This window comes from Gordonia sp. L191, assembly GCF_030077625.1.
In the GTDB taxonomy this organism is placed as follows: Bacteria; Actinomycetota; Actinomycetes; order Mycobacteriales; family Mycobacteriaceae; genus Gordonia; species Gordonia polyisoprenivorans_A.
The window spans coordinates 2,050,438-2,067,962 of the sequence record NZ_CP125996.1; the positions used below are offsets into that span (position 1 = coordinate 2,050,438).

The following is a 17,525-nucleotide window of genomic DNA, read 5'->3' on the forward strand; positions in this document are numbered from 1 at the left end:
CGTCAGCCGGCCGGTTCGTCGACGATTCGGTAGTCGGCGGTGGTTGCCCCGTGCTCGGCCGTCGCGACCACCAGGACCAGCGCACCATAGGGGTCACGCCATGACGAGTGGGTTCGGCGCAGCTCGGCGGTCGGCACATGCGTTGTCGCCGTGAATGACTGGTCGTCGCGGTCGACCGCGACCGCCGAGCCGTCGACGAACACCTGCAGCATCGGGGCATCGGTGCTGCCGGTGACCTCGATGACGGTGACGTCGCCGTCGCCGCGAGCCGAGGCCGTCACCGTGAGTTCGGGGGCGGCACCGGCGGCGACTGTTCCCGGTCGGGTGAGGGCAGGCAGTTCGGGGGTTCGCGGTGGCGCCGTGCGCCGACGGGTCCGATGTTCGAAGGCCCACCCGTAGGCCAGGAGTGCGTTGTCGGTGTAGGCGCGGCCGGCGAAGGTCAGATTCACCGGCATGCCGATGTCGGTCATCGTCCCCATGGTGACGTTGACCGTCGGAATGCCGTAATGCCTGATCATGGTGTTGCCCGTCGACACCCACACCCCGTTGGCCATGGCGCGATCGTGGGCCTGCGGGTTGGTGTCGGCATCGGCGGCCCCGACGTCGAGAGCCGACGGAAACACCAGTGCTTCGAGCCCCAGTTCGTCGAGCCAGTCCTCGAAGTCGATGCGGCGCAGTTCTTCCAGGCCGCGCACGCCGTCGGCGAGGTCGGGGGTGTCGGCCGGCGGTGTGATGCCCTGCGCCGCGCGGTGCGGGTACTCGCCGATGTCGAGGTTGTAGCGTGCGTAGTAGCCGTCGAGCGGGTCAGGGATGGCGCCGTCGGGTAGCGGAAAGATCAGCTCGCCCTTGACCTCTTCGAGGCGTTGCAGATCCGGATCGCCGGTGGCCTGCAAGAAGTCGTCCCACGCCCAGGTGGTGAGATCCCACATCTCGGCGTCGAAGAAACCTGCAGGCAGGATGCCCCGGGCATAGCCGTCTTGTGCGCCGGGACGGTCGAGTTCGTAATTGGTCAGCGCCGGGAAGTCGACGTCGACCACCGTGGCGCCGGCGGCCTCGAGGTCGGCGCGGGCGCGCTCCCACAGCTCCAGCACCGACGGCCGCGGCGTGATCGGCCACCCAGCCTGATCATCCTGGCCGAGAATGATGCGTGGCACACCGAAACGTTTGCCGCGCAACGCGTCGTCGTCTCGTAGGTCGAGGTAGGAGTCAGGCCGAACCGCGGAGGCGGCGGGTAGGCTCACCCACGGCTGGGTCCGCCAGAAGTCGCCGCGGGTGTGCGGATCGTCGTCGACCAGCACGTCGAGCAGCGCCAGCATGTCGTCCATCGTTCGGGTGTGCGGCACCACCACGTCCATGGTCGGGGTCAAGGGCCAGTTACCGCGCACCGAGATGACACCCCGGGAGGGGGTGTAGGCGGCCAGCGCGTTGTTGGACGCCGGAGATCGCCCACTCGACCAGGTTTCCTCTCCGAGGCCGAAGGCGGCCATGCTCGCCGCGGTCGACACGCCCGATCCGTTCGACGACCCCGATAAGTACGCCGCCGCGAGATAGTCACCGTTGTAAGGACTTTCGGCCCGGCCGTAGACGCCGCGCTGCATGCCTCCGTTGGCCATCGGCGGCATGTTGGTCAGACCCACACAGATAGCTCCGGCCGCGCGCAGTCGCTCGATGGTGAAGGCGTCGTCACCTGCGATCAGGTTCTCGAACGCCGGAGAACCTGCAGCCACCGACAACCCCGCAACGCGGTAGCTGTCCTTGGCGGTGTAGGGAATCCCGTCGAACGGGCCGAGTGTCTCACCGCGAGAACGCCGTTCGTCGGAGGCGCGGGCCTCGGCGAACATCGCCGGATTGAGCACGGGGATCGCGTTGAGCGCGGTGCCGTGGCGATCGTAGTACGCGATGCGGTTGAGGTAGGCGGCGACGAGTTCGACGGCGGTCACCCGGCCCTGCGCGAGTGCCGCACTCAGCTCGGCGATCGACGACTCCACCAACGGCGGGGTCTGTGTACGGGGAGTGTTCTCCGGACGGCTGGTCATCACAGATTCCCGACGGTCGGCTGTTGCTGGGTGATGCAGTGGATTCCGCCGCCACGCGCCAGGATCTCCCGCGCGTCGATGGTGACGACACGACGTCCGGGGTACACCGAAGCGAGGATCTCGGCGGCGCGCTCGTCGGCGGCGGGTTCGCCATAGCCGCAGGCGATCACGCCGTCATTGACGACGAGATGGTTGATGTAGCTGTAGTCGACAAATCCGGTCTCGTCGCGAATCGCGTCGGGGGCGGGCAGGTCGACGATGTCCCAGTGGCGTCCCGCGGCGTCGGTGGTCCCGGCGAGGAAGTCCCGGAGCTCGCGCATCACGACGTGGTCGGGGTGCTCGGGGTCGGGCTGCTCGTGCAGGAGCAGCGTGCCGGGGGAGGGGATGGTCGCCACCATGTCGACGTGCCCGCGGGTGCCGAAGCGCTCGTAGTCGCGGGTCAGGCCGCGTGGCAGCCAGATCACCTTCTGTGCGCCGATCGTGCGGGCGAGTTCGGCCTCGACGGTCTCTTTGGTCGCGTACGGGTTTCGCCCGGGATCGAGCTGCACGGTTTCGGTGACCAGGACGGTGCCCACGCCGTCGACGTGGATCGCGCCGCCTTCCTGGACGAGCATCGAACTGATGACCGGCACGCCCGCGGCCTCGGCGACGACGTGGCCGATGCGACGGTCGTTGTCCCACTCGGCCCACTCCTGGGCGCCCCAGCCGTTGAAGGTCCAGTCCACGGCGGCGAGGTGTCCCGCACCGTCGGTGACGAAGGTCGGACCGATGTCACGCATCCAGGCGTCGTCGAGTTCGGCCTCGATGATGTCGATGGATGCGGTGAGCATCGCGCGTGCGCGGGCCACCTCCGTGGGGTCCACGACCACCGTCACCGGCTCGAAATCGGAGACCGTGTTGGCCACCGTACTCCAAGCGGTATAGGCGGTTTCGGCGTCCGCAGCGCTCTCGGCGAGGGTGGTGTTGGGCCTCGGGAAGGCCATCCACACACGGTCATGCCGAGCGGTCTCGGCAGGCATGGTCCACGACACTTGATGTTCCCCTTGCTGGTCCGATATTGATCTAGTGGTCAATAACTGTCGAGGGTAGGCGGTGCTCGCTGCGTGCGTCAAGGGTTTCCGGAAAATATTGATGGGATGATCAATAGCTATTGACTGCGTGATCAACAAGATCCATGATCGCTGTCACACCCCGACCCGATCGGGTCGCGGATCGAACCAGCCGAGGAGCGCCGCCATGACGCCTGCACCATCCGAGCCCGACCAACCCGACGGCGCCGAGGTGATCGCGGACCCGACCGACCGGGTCGGGAGGATCGAGGAGTCCGGCGTCGACTTCCTGCCGGAGAGTCAGCGAGACTCCAACCCCCGCAACGTGTTCGCCGTCTTCGCCGGCGGCAACCTGGGCTGGACGATCGCCGTCTTCGGCTGGGTCTCGATCCAACTCGGACTCGACTTCTGGGGAGCTGTGATCTCGACCGTCGTCGGCACGCTCATCGGGACCGTCGTCGTGCTGCCGCTGGCCGGCGTCTCGCCGCGTACCGGAACCAACATGACCGTTTCCAGCGGGGCCTTCTTCGGCATCCGGGGCCGCCTCATCGGATCGGCGCTCTCGCTGGTGATCGCCATCGTCTTCGCCGCCATCACCGTATGGACCAGCGGCGACGCTCTCGTGGCAGCAGCGCATCGCCTGGTGGGTCTGCCGCAGAACCCCGTCATGCTGGGGGTGGGGTACGCGGTGGTCTCGGTCGTGATCGTGGCCGTCGCACTGTTCGGCCACGCCACCATCGTGGCCATGCAGAAGTTCCTCGTACCCGTGGCCGCGGCGGTCTTTCTGCTCGGGTTCGTGGCCTTCGCGCCGACCTTCGATGTGCACAGCGCCACCGGACATTTCGCGGTCGGCGGCTACTGGTCGACGATGGTGCTCTCGACGGTGCTCGCCACCGCCGGACCGATCTCCTACGCGCCGATCATCGGCGACTACACCAGGCGGATCTCGATCAAACGCCACAGTGATTCGTCGATCCGGTGGGCATTGTTCGCCGGCTTGATGTTCGGCACCCTGCTGCCCGCGGTCCTGGGCGCCTTCACGGGATCGGCGATGACGGTCAACTCGGGGGAGTTCATGGCCGACCTGGTGTCGTCGTCGCCGTTCTGGTTTCTGATCCCGATCCTGATCGTGTCGATTGCGGGTGGTTTCGGTCAGGGCGTGATGTGCATCTACGCGACGGGACTCGACCTGGAGACCTTCTTCCCCCGGCTCAAGCGCGTCCACACCACGGCGCTCGCAGCCGCGGTGTCGGTCGCCTTGCTCTACGTCGGTGTGTTCGTCCTTGACGCCGTCGATGCGATCACCGCCGCGACGGTGGTGGTCAACGCGGTGGCCACACCTTGGGCTGTCGTCATGGTCGTCGGCGCGCTGCGCACCCGCACCTATGACCCGTATGACCTGCAGGCATTCGCTCATGGACGCCGTGGCGGACGGTATTGGTTCGTCCGCGGCTGGAATCCGGCAGCGGTCGCGGCGTGGGTTGGAGGTTCGGCCTTCGGGCTGCTGAGTGTGCAGACGGATCTGTACTCGGGTCCCCTCGCCGGCATCTTCGGGGGCATCGACCCCAGCGCGATCGGGTCGGGCGTGGTGGCGGCCATCATCTACCTTGGACTGGTGATGATGTCGCGACAGCGTATGGAGGTTCTCGACGCCCCCGCCTTGGCGACTCCGGCCGGACCGGAGCCCGCATGAGCAGGTCGTCGAGTGCGGTCCGCCCGCGCGCCGCGCGCAAGTCGCCGGAGGAGCGCGCGGAGGAGATCCGTTCGGCTGCATGTGAACTCGCCCGTAGTGACGGACTCCCCGTGCTGACCTTACGGTCGGTGGCGGCCCGGATCGGTGTCGCCCCGGCGCTCGTGGCCCACTACGAGCCGAGTATGGACGAGCTCGTCGCCGCCACCTTCACCACCGTGACCACCGCCGAGGTCGACGAGATCGCCGACATGCTTGCCGAGGCGCCATCCGCCACCGACAAGCTCCGTCGACTCGTCGCGACACTGCTCGAGCCCTCGCGGGACGACGTGACCACGGTGTGGGCCGATGCCTTCAGTCTTGGCCGCACCAACGACTCACTCGCCGCCGCGGTGCGCGCCGTGATGGACACCTGGCAGACGCTGGTGGTCGGGGTGATCGAGGAGGGCGTCGCATCGGGGGAGTTCACCACCGATGAGCCGGCGGATGTGGCATGGCAGTTCCTCGGCATGGTCGACGGTGTCAACGCGCACGCCTTGGTGCACTACGCCGGTACGCCCGACCGTGGTCGACTCGTGCGGCGAGCGCTGGAGAACGAGCTGAACCTCGCCCACGGCACCTTACGCACCGAGGAGTGACGGCCCGGGAATGGAGTCGAACCTCCTCGTGGGGCGAGGTTCACCGCACCGCTGTGGCGCGCGCGTTACGAATTGCGTACTTGACGCCTGCGGCCCGAGGCAGTTGCCAGGACTGTCCGGTGAACAACTGGGCTGCCCGCGCGTCGTGTTTGAGTGTGTAGTCGAGCCATGCCATCACCGGGCGCAGGAGATAGTTGTGGTCCGGATCATCAACGGGAGTCAGGTGATTGGTACCCTCGAAGCACGCGAGATATGCCGGAACCTGCGCGGCTGTCGAGTACTGGGTCCACATGACCCACAGATAGTGCGGCACGATGATGTCGTTGTATCCCGACAGGTAGAGCGTGGGCACCCTCAACAGTGACCCGAGTGCGACGGGGCCGGGCTCCACGGGTACAGCGCCCCGTATGCGGATCGCGGGATCGATACCGCGCCACACCGACGATGGCAGGCTCACTGCCTGCTGGGTGGCGGCACCACCGGCCGAGTGTCCGCCGACCACCACCCGACTCAGGTCCACCCTGCCTCGCAGAGCCGAGTGGCGATCGTGGTCGGCACGGGCGACGGTCGAGGCCGCGAGCAACGGCAACCACCCGAACGAGTTCACGTAGTCGTAGGAGATCGCGACGACGTAGCCCTTGCTGGCGACGCGCTCGGCAAATGAGTCGTACATGCCCGGATCGGACAGGATTCCGCCGGTCCACAGCAGAACCGGAAACTTCTCGCCCCGTGGGGGCGATCCCTTGGGGTAGTACAGCGCAACTCCGGCGGGGTTGTCGAGGCCGTTGGGAAACGCAGTGGAACAACGGAGGTCCGAGTAGCTGTTTTGCAATCCGTGCATGAGGCCATTGGCGACCATGCCGTAGAGCGACGTGCACGCATGAACATCGATGGTCTTGGCCACCGTGTACGGGCCGGCCGTCGTCCCGAACGAGTTCAGTGTTTCGGTGGCCCGTGCGTCGGGTTGTGCTCGAGCGCCGCCGACGCCGAATCCCATCGCCGAGACGGTGATCAGCACCGCCAGAACATAACTCGCAGCCACGGCACAGCGGTGTCGGCGAGAGCGCGGGGACCGCACGGATGATGGGTGAGTTGTCGGGTTCATCAGTGACCTCCGGAGTTGTTTGCGCCCAGGAGCCCGGCGAAGCCGAGGAACTGGCGCGCGGCCTGCCAGCCGATACCGACAGCCTCGGGGAAGAGCTGACCACCGCCTTGCAGCAGTGTGCCGCCGAGGGCGAGTTCGGAGCGGGGGGTCGCGTCGAGTCGGGTGAGGATTGCGTCGCTGAGCGTGACCTGACGGTGGAAGTGATCGGGATCGAGTTTGTCCAGATGGCCGTTGTCGGCGGAGGAGACCAGGTAGGGCGGGCTGCCGAGGAGGGCGACCGTCGGAACACCGATGGCGTTCAACGACACTCCCACACCGGCCATCCCGGTGTTGGCGACGGCGGGGAGGATGCCGGTGCGCTCCGAGCCGGTCGCGAGGATCGCTTGTCGCGTCACCGCCCAGAGGCTCGGGTTCTGCGATGTCAGGATCGGCATCAGGTCGGTCAGACCGGTGGGGCGGTATCCGTCGGGGCCGTCGACCCACTGCATACCACCGAGATGTTCGATGGTCAGCGCTGATGCCGTCCGCCGGATCCAGTCCGGGTGGTTGCCGATGAAACGCTGGGTGTCGCCGACGTGTGAGGTCATGTGTCCGGTGGAGAAGAGGAACACGTGGGTTCGTCGCCGGGAGCTCTTGGGTATCTGAGACATCCTGCGCGCCAGGGCGAGCAGGGCGATCGGACCGTTTTCTTCGATCGCGTTGGGCCCGTCGGTGTGGGTGTTGACGAGGCTGATCTCCGGTCCGGTGCCCGGGATCACCGCGATGAGGTCGTCGGTGGCCGCGTTGTGTTCGACCTCGGCCAGCAGTGTGACGGTGGCCCGGCGGCGTTGCTGGGCAGCCGTCCGCATCCGTCGACCGGTGTCGCGATCGACGATGACGCCGGGAATTCCGGCCAGCGGCAACAAGAACGGGACGTATTGGCCTGCGGCGTTGGTCGGGGAGGCGTCGAGTACGAGGACCACAGCACGAGCTCCGGCGAGACGGAACGTGGTCAGTGGAAGGCACATACTCAGCGCGAGGAGGCTCACCGCGTCGGAGTCCTTGACCGTGCGACGCGGGTCATTGAGGTACTGCAGCAGGGGGCGGGCCAGTCGCACCGGTACCTCCGGGGAGATCGCGTCGGTGACGACGATCTTGTCGCGCAGATCCGGTGAGGTTGCCGAGGGCGCGCTGGTGCCGAGGTAGACCAATTCGCCGCTGATGCCGCCCGGTGGGGTGGAACCGGAGTACGGGACGTAGGCGGCCACCGGCTGTGGCCGACCCTCGAGGCGGAGGCCGAAGCTCTTCGCCTCCCACCGATCGAACCGCGTGCGATCGCGAAAGGTGGTGATTCCGTATGACTTCAGACGGCTTTCGAGGGAGTCGATGAATTCCCGGTGTGCGGCGTTGCCGGTCAGGCGTGGGCCCAACTGGTTCATTTCCACCAGGCCGCGCCACAGTTCGTTGCGGTCGGCCGGCCCGCGCGACGTCGGTGCGGCCGACGCCGTCGACCGTCCGGCGACCAGTGCGGCCGCGCCGGCTGTGCCGGCCAGAGTCAGTGCTCGGCGTCGGTTGATCCGTCCACCGGAAGCCACGTCGTTCATCAGTTCACCCTTCTTCGGGGATGCGGCGAAAGCCCGCAACCAGCCAGTCCTTGAGTTCGGCCGAGAGTGCGCGGAGATCGGGCTCGGTCGTCGACGAGAGCTCGTCGGAGGCGAGCTGTCGCGTTGCGTAGATCGCCCCCAGGAACGCGGCCACCGGGAGTTCGGCGTTGAGGGTCGGATCGTGCTCGGCCCGCCGCATCTGCTCCAACCGCAACAGCTCGGCCAGTCGTAGGAGTGCGTCGCGCCGGCGGGGTCGGTCGATCACACCGGCGTCCTCCAACTCGCATTGGTATGCCCGGGCGACCACCAGATCGTTGGCGAGGGTGTCGAGGTACCCGTCGAGCACCGCAGCGACCTCGCTGCCGTTGGGCGCGTCACGCAGCCGTCCGGCCAGCGCGGTGATCAGCACATCGATGAACCGGTTGTATCCGGCGTTCGCGCAGGCATCCTTGTTCGGAAACGACTCGTAGAAGGTCGATTTCGAGACAGCAGCGCGTGAGGCGATGTCGGCGACCCGGGTGTTTCGGTAGCCCTGCGCGGCGACAAGTTCGGTCATGGCGATGAGCAGGCGTTCGCGGTGGGCACTGGTCACCACGGTGCGATCGAGACCGTGTGGGCCACGTGGAATCGGTGGCGTCGAGGTGAAGAAGACGCCCGCGCGCACGCGGGGTATGCCCTCCGACGACTTGCTCATCACGCCTCCACATCGACCCCCTCCGCGCCGATGTGGAGGAGTGGTGCTGTTGTGTACCCGCACGTACACAACAGCACAGTGATGTGTCGTGGGTCAACCGCCGGAGGCAGGGAGATGTGATTCATACACCGGTCAATGGCAGCATTGGCGCCGGTCGGCGGCGTGCGTCGGCGTGAGAAAAGCGCGACAATTCCAGTCGTCGGTCGAGGTCGCCGACGGGTCTGTGGTCGAGGGCGCGGATCGGGGCCTATGCGCGGGTCGGTTGTCTGATTGCCGGGCGTTCTCCAGCCGATGATCCCCTGTTCGGTCGCAGTTCGACGATGAATGAGGCAGACGCGCAACCGGTTTCGAGGTCGAGTCGTTCGGGCATCATGATGAAAGTCTCCGAATCACTAGGAGTGGGGAGGCGGTGTCGTTTCAGGGTCGGTCATCGACGACTCCGCATCCCTGGCCAGCCTGTCCAGGGTCTGTTTCCATTGAGCGGCGTAGTGGCGGCCGACCCCGAGCCCGCAGACAACGCCGATGAGACCGGGTGTGATCCATGACTTTGCCGGCTCGGGGACGGTGGATGCGGTGATCACGGCGGCGATGGCGAACGCGATGAGGGTTGCAGTGATGGTGTGCGGGCTGTGTCGGAGCCTCTCTACTGTCGCGCGTCGTTAATTCATTTACATGCGGTGGGGTGGGAAAATTTCCGTATGGCCACTTCGGGGTTGGTTCTCGGTGGTGATTCGCGTGCGGTTCTGGAGTCATGGACTCGTTCGTCAACGGCGAGTGCGGGCCTGGTCGAGCGTGCCCGGATCGTGTTGTCGGTGGCTTCGGGCAACGGCACCTCGGCCACGGCGAGGCAGTTGTCGGTGTCGCGTCCCACGGTGATCAAGTGGCGTGATCGGTTCATCGAGTGCGGGGTGGATGGGCTGCGCGACGAGCCGAGTAGCGGACGGCCCAAGACGATCGACGACGCTGAAATTATCTCTGTGACACTGGAACCCCCGCCGCAGCGGTTGGCTGTCACGCACTGGTCGACACGGTTGTTGGCGACCCAGTCGGGGATCGGGGACGCGACGGTAGCCTGCGCGTGGCGACGCTACGGGTTCAAGCCGTGGCGGCGGGAGACGTTCAAGTTCTCCACCGATCCCGAGTTGGAGGCCAAGGTCGTCGATGTGATCGGGTGTATCTGAATCCGCCCACGAATGCGGTGGTGCTGTGTGGATGAGAAGAGCCAGATCCAGGCGCTCAACCGCACACAGCTGATCTTGCCGATGCGGCCGGGTCTGCCGGAAAAGGCCACCCACGACTACAAGCGCAACGGCACGACGACGTTGTTCGCGGCGTTGGGGGTCGCGACCGGCGCGGTGGTCGACCAGTGTTACGACCAGCACGGCAAGGCCGAGTTTCTCGATTTCATGAAGACCGTCGCCAAGGCGTATCCGCGTCGCCCACTGCACATCCTGTGCGACGACTACCACATCCACAAGCACGCTGACATAGACGCTTGGCTCGCCAAGAACCCGAGAGTAACAATGCATTTCACGCCGACGTCGGGTTCGTGGCCGAATCTGGTCGAGGTGTTCTTCGGCATCATCACTCGCCAGGCGATCCGGCGCGGCTCCTTCGATTCGGTTCGAGAACTCGTCGCCATGATCCGCGCCTTTATCGACGGGTGGAACGATTGCTGTCACCCGTTTGTGTGGACCAAACCCGCCGACGAAGTCCTCGCCCACGCGAAACGCAAACCAACTTCAGACGCGCAACACTAGATGCCGGTTCCGCACGCTATGCAGATGGTGATGGCGTTGACCTATTCGGGCATGCTGAGGAATCCGGTGAAGGCGCCGTGCGGCGGCACGGCGGCGAGGAATGCTGCGAATCTTCGAGCGAAGCTGGCGGTCATCGCGGACACGTCGAGACTGCTATGAGTCGACTATCGATGTGATCGATGTGATCGATGTGATCGATGAGGTCGAGGATGACGTCGATGTTCATGTATTCAATCGTGCATCACAGATGCGTGATGGCAAAGATGCAAGTGGCGCAATCGACGGTTGCGTACGTCACATTGTCCGCTACGTCGACCATACCTTCGTTACCGTCAATTTGTCTGTTTGCTGATGTGGATCGGGGAGTGTTCATGCGCGCGATGCTGAAGGTCATGCTGTTGGTAATGGTCGCGTGTGTGGTGGCTGCCCAGCCCACGAGGGCGTCAGCGGAGCCGACGACAAGTTATGACTCTTGGTCAATCCGGCTGAACAACGCGGACACAAAGCTGCTGGCGTCCTCATCGGCTTCGGCCGACGTGTTGGCCACTGTTGCTGTGCACAGCAACAGTGTTGTGTCGCGTCGCGTTGTGAACGCCGCGATCGATCTATGGGTGTCGACGGTGGCAGCCGACTGGGCGACGCGGGGCCAGCCTGCAGGCTGCGTGGAGCTTCATGTACCAACTGAGGGGCCGGTGCGTACGTGGGCGGACTTGTACGCACGTTGCCCGTGGCGCGTGTCGTCGGCGGCTCACGGCCGAATCGCCGCGCCCGATTACGGGTGAATCGCTGTCTCCCACGGATGATCGGTACGGGACTTTGGCCTGCGCTTTTCGACACCCACCTGGATGACCAACGCCGAAATTGGTGCCGGACATTATCTGCTGCCGGCGGTGACCTCGCTTAGTTGATAACGGTTGTCGTCAGACTCTGGGTGCGGCACGTGCGCTGCGGAGGAAGGGGGGCGAGGTGCGGCATGACCAATCCGCGTGTGGCGATTCGTGAGGCTCTTGTCCGGGGAGTTTGTCCGTGTTCGTGATCTTCCTTGCTGGTCGTTCGGCCTGGGAGAAGGCGGCTTCTCGCCGTCACGCATGGGGAGTTTGTTCGGGGCACGTAGGGGGCGTGAATCGCACTGGAAATGTCGGAGGCTCCTGATCGCTCACCTGCGGGCCATCACTGCGGTGTCCCACTGGACGGATCGGGTGCACAACCGCAGGAGACGACACAGCTCGCTGGGCTAGCTTGACCCGGAAATATTCGAGCACAACCTGATTGACCAGGCGGCTACCGAAACCGCTTAACCGATGTCCGGCAAACGGGGGGGGTGCCCCACCCTGCTGAACAGGGGGTTTCGTGGTGCCCTCGGTGAGACTCGAACTCACACTGGACGGGTTTTGAATCCGTTGCCTCTGCCAATTGGGCTACGAGGGCATGCAACTGCGTCGAGCTGCGAAAGACGAGTCTAGTAGATCGGCCGAGTAGCAATCCAACCGGTACGCTTCCCCTCATCGTCCGTCGTGCGCGACGGGCGTGGCCTGGGTGTTCACGCAGGTCGATCGCTCGACGTGGAGGAGGGGATGGTGACAGTGGTGGACAGTGCGCCGGTGACGCCGGACGGAGCGCAGGTGGGCCACAAGGTTCTCGTGGCCGAGGACGACTCGCTCATCCGGATGGACCTCATCGAGATGTTGCGCGAAGAGGGCTACGACGTCGTCGGTGAGGCACCCAATGGTCAGGCGGCCGTCGAGCTGACCGAACAGCTCGCGCCCGATCTGGTGATCATGGACATCAAGATGCCCGTCCGGGACGGAATCGATGCGGCCGGCGAGATCGCAAGCAAGCGGCTGGCCCCGGTGGTCATGCTCACGGCGTTCAGTCAGCGCGACTTCATCGAGAAGGCCCGCGAGGCCGGAGCGATGGCCTATCTGGTGAAGCCCTTCACCAAGGCCGATCTCGTGCCAGCCATCGAGGTGGCGGTGAGTCGGTATCAAGAACTTCGCGAACTCGAGAAAGAGGTCGCGTCGATGACCGAGCGTCTCGAGACCCGCAAACTCGTCGAGCGGGCCAAGGGTTTGTTGATGGAAAAGCAGTCGCTGTCGGAACCTGAGGCGTTCAAGTGGATTCAGCGCGCGGCGATGGATCGCCGTACCACGATGAAGGCCGTGGCGCAGGTCGTGGTGGAGACACTCGGCCCGCAAGAGTGACCTCGACGGGTCGTTCGTTAAATCTCTGAAACAAGCTCGATGCCGATCTGCGCGGTTTCGCTCAGTTACCCCGCGCAGGTCGGTCGTCGGGTCTATGTTCCTCTCAGGATCTACGGGGTAGATCTCCCGGCGACGCCGGGCGGGCGGATGAGAGGCAACAAGTATGCGACGTCGAATGGCGACCGCAGCGATCGCGGTGACACTGATGGGAATCCTCGCAGTCTCGGCGTGTAGTAGTAAGTCCACTGATTCTGGGTCCGGTGCGAGTGGCTCGTCGGCAAGCAATTCGGGTTTGACGATCGCCGCTCTCAATCAGATCAACACCGAGGGCAAAGAGGTCCCGCCGGCCGCGGAATCGGCGGCCCTGAACCCGGCCCAGCCCGGCGGCGCCAAGTGTGATCCGTCGACCATCGCCATGGCCGGCGCCCTCACCGGCGCCAACGCGGCACTCGGTATCAACATCGTCAACGGTGCGCAGCTGGCCGTCGATCAGCACAACAAGGCGAACCCCGACTGCAAGATCACCTTGAAGCGCTTCGACACCGAGGGAGACCCGCAGAAGGCCACCCAGGTCGCCCCGCAGATCACCAATGACAGCTCCATCATCGGCCTGATCGGCCCGGCGTTCTCGGGTGAGACCAAGGCCACCGGCGGCATCTTCAATCAGGCCGGTCTGGTGTCGGTCACCGCCTCGGCCACCAATGCCGCACTGACGCAGAACGGCTGGAAGACCTTCTTCCGCGGTCTGGCCAATGACGACGCGCAGGGCGCGGCGGTCGGCAAGTACCTGACCAACACCCTGGGCAAGAAGAAGGTCTGTGTCATCGAGGACGACAGTGCCTACGGCGTCGGTCTGGCATCGGTGGTCACCAAGTCGCTCGGCTCGGCTGCCGACTCGGACTGCTCGGGCAACGTCAAGACCGGTGAGCGCGACTTCTCCGCGATCATCTCGAAGGTGACCGCGGCAAGTCCCGACGCCGTGTTCTACGCCGGGTACTACGCCGAGGCGGCTCCGCTGGCTCAGCAGTTGAAGTCGGCCGCACCGAACGTGACCTTCGCCTCCGGTGACGGCACGAACGATCCGCAGTTCGTTGCCCAGGCCGGAGATTCGGCCAAGGGTGCCTACCTGTCATGCCCGTGTGGTCCGGCGCCGGCAACGCTGGCCAAGGAGTACCAGGCGGCGTTCAACCAGGCATCCGGCGTCTACTCGGTGCAGGCCTACGACATCGCGTCGATCATGATGAAGGGCATCGAAGAGGGCAACACGACGCGTCCGAAGCTGCTGGAGTTCATCCGGACCTACAAGGGCCAGGGATTGGCCGGCCCGTACTCGTGGACACCGGACGGCGAGCTCTCCTCGTCGCTGATCTGGGTCTACGAGGTCAAGTAAGTCCTACACATCCGGTGCGCCCGGCCACCGTCCGGTGGTCCGGGCGCACCGCATGTTGCTGCTCTCATCTGGCTGAAGGGGAGGAAACGTGAGCACGCTCTTCGCGGCGGCCCAGACGACCACCGACGTGGCGTCGACCATCGGCTTCGACGTCCACTCGCTCGTCGACGGTTTCTGGGGTCTGACCATCGAGGGATTGACCTATGGATCGGTGTATGCGCTTGTCGCGGTGGGTTACACACTGGTCTACGGCGTATTGAGACTGATCAACTTCGCGCATTCCGAGGTGTTCATGCTCGGTATGTTCGGCACCTACATCGGACTGCTCATCATGGGTTTCAGTCCGTCGGGCAATGTCTACGCCGAGGGCACGCTGATGACCGTGGTGTATCTCGCGCTCGCGGGACTGTGCGGCATGGTCGTGGCCGGCGGTGCCGCCGTCGGACTGGAGTTCGTCGCCTATCGACCACTACGACGTCGCAATGCCAAGCCGCTGGCGTTCCTCATCACCGCCATCGGCATGTCGTTCGTGCTCCAGGAGTTCGTGCATTACGTGCTGCCCAAGGTGCCGGTGGACCCGCCGCTCGGCGGATCGAGCGCGCAGCCGACGATCCGGTTGGCCCAGGCCGTCGAAGAGTTCACCATCTTCGGTGCGCCGGTCACCAACCTCACGATGGTGATCATCCTGTCGGCGATCGTGCTGGCACTCGGCACCGATTTCATGATCAACAAGACACGGCTGGGGCGCGGCATCCGGTCGGTGGCCCAAGACCCCGATGCCGCACTGCTCATGGGGGTCTCGCGGGAGCGAATCATCCTGATCACCTTCTTGATCGGTGGCCTGCTCGCCGGCGCCGCAGCTCTGCTCTACACCTTGCGCGTGCCGAACGGGATCATCTTCAACGGTGGATTCATCCTGGGCATCAAGGCGTTCTGCGCGGCGGTGCTCGGTGGCATCGGCAACGTGCGCGGTGCGCTCCTCGGTGGTCTGTTGCTCGGCGTGATGGAGAACTACGGGTCGGTGGTGTTCGGCAACCAGTGGAAGGACGTGGTGGCCTTCGCCTTGCTGATCCTGGTGCTCATGTTCCGTCCGACGGGCATCCTGGGAGAGAAACTCGGAAAGGCGAGGGTATGACGACAGCACCGACACTGCTCACGTCGCCGGAACGTCATGGACTGGGCGATGCCATCCGCACCTGGTGGGACGGCTTACCGCGGGTCATGCAGTGGCTCGTCGGGGTTCCGCTGATCATCCTGATCGCGCTGCTTCCCGTCATCAATCCACCGCTGATCACCACAACCGCCACCAACTTCGGGGTGGTGATGGCGACCTTCGCGATGACCGCCCTGATCGCCATCGGCCTCAACGTCGTGGTCGGGCAGACCGGTCTCCTCGACCTCGGCTACGTCGGGTTCTACGCCGTCGGCGCCTACGTCGTCGCTTTGATGACCAGCCCGTCGAGCCCGTTGTGGGGCAGCACCGACCACGGATTCTTCTCCGGCCCGTGGGCATGGCTGGCGTGTGTGCCGCTCGCGATCATCATCACCGGTATCACCGGTGTCATCCTGGGTACCCCGACCCTGCGCGTGCGCGGCGACTACCTCGCGATCGTGACCCTCGGCTTCGGTGAGATCGTGCGGTTGCTCGCCGACAACCTCACCGACGTCACCAACGGCGCCACCGGCTTGCAGAGCGTGCTCTACCCGGAGATCGGCCGGTCCGCCGACAGCCCCGGCGGTGTGTTTTCCACCGCCAACAACACCTCGTCGCTCAACTACGGCGTGTGGTGGTACTGGTTCGGCATCGTCGCGGTGATCATCGTGCTCATCGTCATCGGCAACCTCGAACGCAGCCGGGTCGGTCGCTCCTGGGTGGCCATTCGCGAGGACGAGGACGCCGCCGAGATCATGGGTGTACCGACCTTCAAGTACAAACTGTGGGCGTTCGTCATCGGTGCCGGGATCGGCGGTCTGTCCGGGGCGTTCTACGCCGGGCAGGTGCAGTACGTCGACCCCACGGCATTCACCGTCATCAATTCGATGCTGTTCCTGTGTGCTGTGGTACTCGGCGGCCAGGGCAACAAGCTCGGCGTGATCGCCGGTGCGTTCATCATCATCTACCTACCCGCCCGCGTGCAGGGCATCTCGGTGGGCGGAGAAGCGTTGAGCGAGTACAAGTATCTGTTCTTCGGGATCGCCCTCGTGACGCTCATGATCTTCCGTCCACAGGGTCTGTTCCCGGCACGCGCCCGACTGATCACGTTCGGACGCCAGGTGTACGCCGCGATCCGACGCACCCCCAAACCGGCGCCGTCGAGCGAGGAGGCGGCCGCATGAGTCACCGCACGCCCGACGAGCCGAACCCGGCATCCGGTGCACCGGACCTCACCAAGCAGATCGCCGAGGTGCGCGCCGACCCCGAGGCGACCACCCTGGTCAATCCGGCCGACATCGACCCGGATCTGGCCGATCCTGCAGCGGTCGCCGAAGCCGTTGCACCGCAACGCGACATCGCGGTGGACGAGGGTGAAACCCTGCTCAAGGTGGAGGGACTGACCGTCGAATTCGGCGGGTTGGCCGCCCTGGACGACGTCAGTTTCGAGATCCGCCGCGGTGAGATCCTCGGCCTCATCGGACCGAACGGAGCGGGCAAGACGACCTGCTTCAACGCGATCACCGGGGTGTATCGGCCCACCCGCGGCACGGTCACCTTCGACAATGCGCCGCTGGGAAAGCTCAAGCAGCACAAGATCACTCGCCGAGGTATTGCCCGCACCTTCCAGAACGTCCGGCTCTGGGGAGAGATGACGGCGCTGGAGAACGTCTGCGTGGGCACCGATGCGCGCCACAAGACCTCGGTGTTCGGCGGCATCCTGCGGACGCCCCGGCATTACCGGGAAGAGCGTGATGCCGTGGATCGCGGGATGGCGCTGCTCGAGTTCGTCGGGATCGGTCCGCGTGCCGCGGAGAAGGCATCCAACCTGCCCTACGGCGATCAGCGTCGACTCGAGATCGCGCGAGCACTGGCCACCGAACCGAAACTCCTGTGTCTCGACGAGCCGGCCGCCGGCTTCAACCCCAGCGAGAAGACCGCACTGATGGGCCTGATCGAAAAGATCCGACAGGACGGGTACACCATCCTGCTCATCGAACACGACATGCGACTGGTCATGGGCGTCACCGACCGGATCGTGGTGCTCGAGTTCGGCCGCAAGATCGCCGAGGGGGCACCCAAAGACGTCCGCGACAATCCGGCGGTGATCGCCGCCTACCTGGGGGTACCCGATGACCAGATCGACGAACATGTCTGAGCCGCACGAGTTTGCAGCACGAGAGTCAGCAGCACGAGAGTCGGAACCGCGAGAGTCGGAGCAGTCGG

13 protein-coding genes, 1 tRNA gene and 1 pseudogene are annotated in these 17,525 nt (G+C 65.2%); 9 read left to right on the forward strand and 6 right to left on the reverse strand.

The window, feature by feature from the left end; all coding sequences use genetic code 11:
* Positions 1-2 precede the first annotated feature (2 nt).
* Positions 3-2,036 (reverse strand): amidase, encoded by a 2,034-nt coding sequence (locus tag QNM97_RS09225; RefSeq protein ID WP_283822476.1) that lies wholly within the window; start codon positions 2,034-2,036, stop codon positions 3-5.
* Positions 2,036-3,067: an agmatine deiminase family protein gene (locus QNM97_RS09230; RefSeq protein WP_283822477.1), complete on the reverse strand. Its 1,032-nt coding sequence runs from the start codon at positions 3,065-3,067 to the stop codon at positions 2,036-2,038. The genes QNM97_RS09225 and QNM97_RS09230 overlap by 1 nt, the downstream gene beginning before the upstream one ends.
* A gap of 205 nt (positions 3,068-3,272) precedes the next feature.
* On the opposite strand from QNM97_RS09230, the gene QNM97_RS09235 reads away from it, so the two are divergent.
* Positions 3,273-4,778, forward strand: coding sequence for a purine-cytosine permease family protein (locus tag QNM97_RS09235; RefSeq protein WP_283822478.1), 1,506 nt, complete (start codon positions 3,273-3,275; stop codon positions 4,776-4,778).
* Entirely contained in the window at positions 4,775-5,413 is a 639-nt protein-coding gene (locus QNM97_RS09240) for a TetR/AcrR family transcriptional regulator (protein WP_283822479.1), read from the forward strand. Before QNM97_RS09235 ends, QNM97_RS09240 begins: the two co-directional genes overlap by 4 nt.
* A 40-nt stretch (positions 5,414-5,453) precedes the next feature.
* On the opposite strand, the gene QNM97_RS09245 is transcribed toward QNM97_RS09240, so the two are convergent.
* The 3 genes from QNM97_RS09245 to QNM97_RS09255 form a co-directional block, all read right to left on the reverse strand.
* The gene (locus tag QNM97_RS09245) at positions 5,454-6,455 is read right to left on the reverse strand and encodes a poly(ethylene terephthalate) hydrolase family protein (RefSeq protein ID WP_283822480.1); all 1,002 of its coding nucleotides are present in this window, start codon (positions 6,453-6,455) and stop codon (positions 5,454-5,456) included.
* 62 nt (positions 6,456-6,517) lie between these two features.
* The gene (locus QNM97_RS09250) at positions 6,518-8,101 is read right to left on the reverse strand and encodes a protease-associated domain-containing protein (RefSeq protein WP_283822481.1); all 1,584 of its coding nucleotides are present in this window, start codon (positions 8,099-8,101) and stop codon (positions 6,518-6,520) included.
* A 4-nt stretch (positions 8,102-8,105) separates the two neighbouring features.
* On the reverse strand, positions 8,106-8,795 hold the full coding sequence (locus tag QNM97_RS09255; protein WP_283822482.1) for a TetR/AcrR family transcriptional regulator: 690 nt from the start codon (positions 8,793-8,795) through the stop codon (positions 8,106-8,108).
* Positions 8,796-9,493: 698 nt separating this feature from the next.
* On the opposite strand from QNM97_RS09255, the pseudogene QNM97_RS09260 reads away from it, so the two are divergent.
* Both QNM97_RS09260 and QNM97_RS09265 read left to right on the forward strand, forming a co-directional pair.
* Positions 9,494-10,555, forward strand: a pseudogene (locus tag QNM97_RS09260) (IS630 family transposase).
* 172 nt (positions 10,556-10,727) lie between these two features.
* Positions 10,728-10,907 carry a hypothetical protein gene (locus tag QNM97_RS09265; RefSeq protein WP_283822483.1) on the forward strand — a complete coding sequence of 60 codons (180 nt, stop codon included), beginning with the start codon at positions 10,728-10,730 and terminating at the stop codon, positions 10,905-10,907.
* 999 nt (positions 10,908-11,906) lie between these two features.
* Here the strand turns inward: QNM97_RS09265 and QNM97_RS09270 are convergent.
* Positions 11,907-11,983 (reverse strand) — tRNA-Leu (locus tag QNM97_RS09270).
* A gap of 146 nt (positions 11,984-12,129) precedes the next feature.
* Here QNM97_RS09270 and QNM97_RS09275 point away from each other — a divergent pair.
* From QNM97_RS09275 to QNM97_RS09295, 5 genes are all read left to right on the forward strand, one after another.
* The gene (locus QNM97_RS09275; RefSeq protein ID WP_079930031.1) at positions 12,130-12,756 is read left to right on the forward strand and encodes an ANTAR domain-containing response regulator; all 627 of its coding nucleotides are present in this window, start codon (positions 12,130-12,132) and stop codon (positions 12,754-12,756) included.
* Between the two features lie 163 nt (positions 12,757-12,919).
* Complete coding sequence (locus QNM97_RS09280) at positions 12,920-14,146, forward strand: branched-chain amino acid ABC transporter substrate-binding protein (protein WP_283822484.1); 1,227 nt, start codon at positions 12,920-12,922, stop codon at positions 14,144-14,146.
* 88 nt (positions 14,147-14,234) lie between these two features.
* The gene (locus QNM97_RS09285) at positions 14,235-15,281 is read left to right on the forward strand and encodes a branched-chain amino acid ABC transporter permease (protein ID WP_283822485.1); all 1,047 of its coding nucleotides are present in this window, start codon (positions 14,235-14,237) and stop codon (positions 15,279-15,281) included.
* A complete protein-coding gene (locus QNM97_RS09290) occupies positions 15,278-16,483 on the forward strand; it encodes a branched-chain amino acid ABC transporter permease (RefSeq protein WP_208791507.1) in 1,206 nt (401 codons plus the stop codon). The genes QNM97_RS09285 and QNM97_RS09290 overlap by 4 nt, the downstream gene beginning before the upstream one ends.
* Positions 16,480-17,457, forward strand: a complete 978-nt coding sequence (locus QNM97_RS09295; RefSeq protein WP_244332096.1) for an ABC transporter ATP-binding protein — start codon at positions 16,480-16,482, stop codon at positions 17,455-17,457. Before QNM97_RS09290 ends, QNM97_RS09295 begins: the two co-directional genes overlap by 4 nt.
* Positions 17,458-17,525: the final 68 nt, after the last annotated feature.

Bases quoted from the DNA above. Each gene is read 5' to 3' on its own strand.
- QNM97_RS09240 (WP_283822479.1), top strand. From the start codon at position 4,775: ATGAGCAGGTCGTCGAGTGCGGTCCGCCCGCGCGCCGCGCGCAAGTCG.
- QNM97_RS09295 (WP_244332096.1), top strand. From the start codon at position 16,480: ATGAGTCACCGCACGCCCGACGAGCCGAACCCGGCATCCGGTGCACCG.
- QNM97_RS09235 (WP_283822478.1), top strand. From the start codon at position 3,273: ATGACGCCTGCACCATCCGAGCCCGACCAACCCGACGGCGCCGAGGTG.
- QNM97_RS09275 (WP_079930031.1), top strand. From the start codon at position 12,130: ATGGTGACAGTGGTGGACAGTGCGCCGGTGACGCCGGACGGAGCGCAG.
- QNM97_RS09290 (WP_208791507.1), top strand. From the start codon at position 15,278: ATGACGACAGCACCGACACTGCTCACGTCGCCGGAACGTCATGGACTG.
- QNM97_RS09250 (WP_283822481.1), bottom strand. From the start codon at position 8,101: ATGAACGACGTGGCTTCCGGTGGACGGATCAACCGACGCCGAGCACTG.
- QNM97_RS09225 (WP_283822476.1), bottom strand. From the start codon at position 2,036: ATGACCAGCCGTCCGGAGAACACTCCCCGTACACAGACCCCGCCGTTG.
- QNM97_RS09280 (WP_283822484.1), top strand. From the start codon at position 12,920: ATGCGACGTCGAATGGCGACCGCAGCGATCGCGGTGACACTGATGGGA.
- QNM97_RS09255 (WP_283822482.1), bottom strand. From the start codon at position 8,795: ATGAGCAAGTCGTCGGAGGGCATACCCCGCGTGCGCGCGGGCGTCTTC.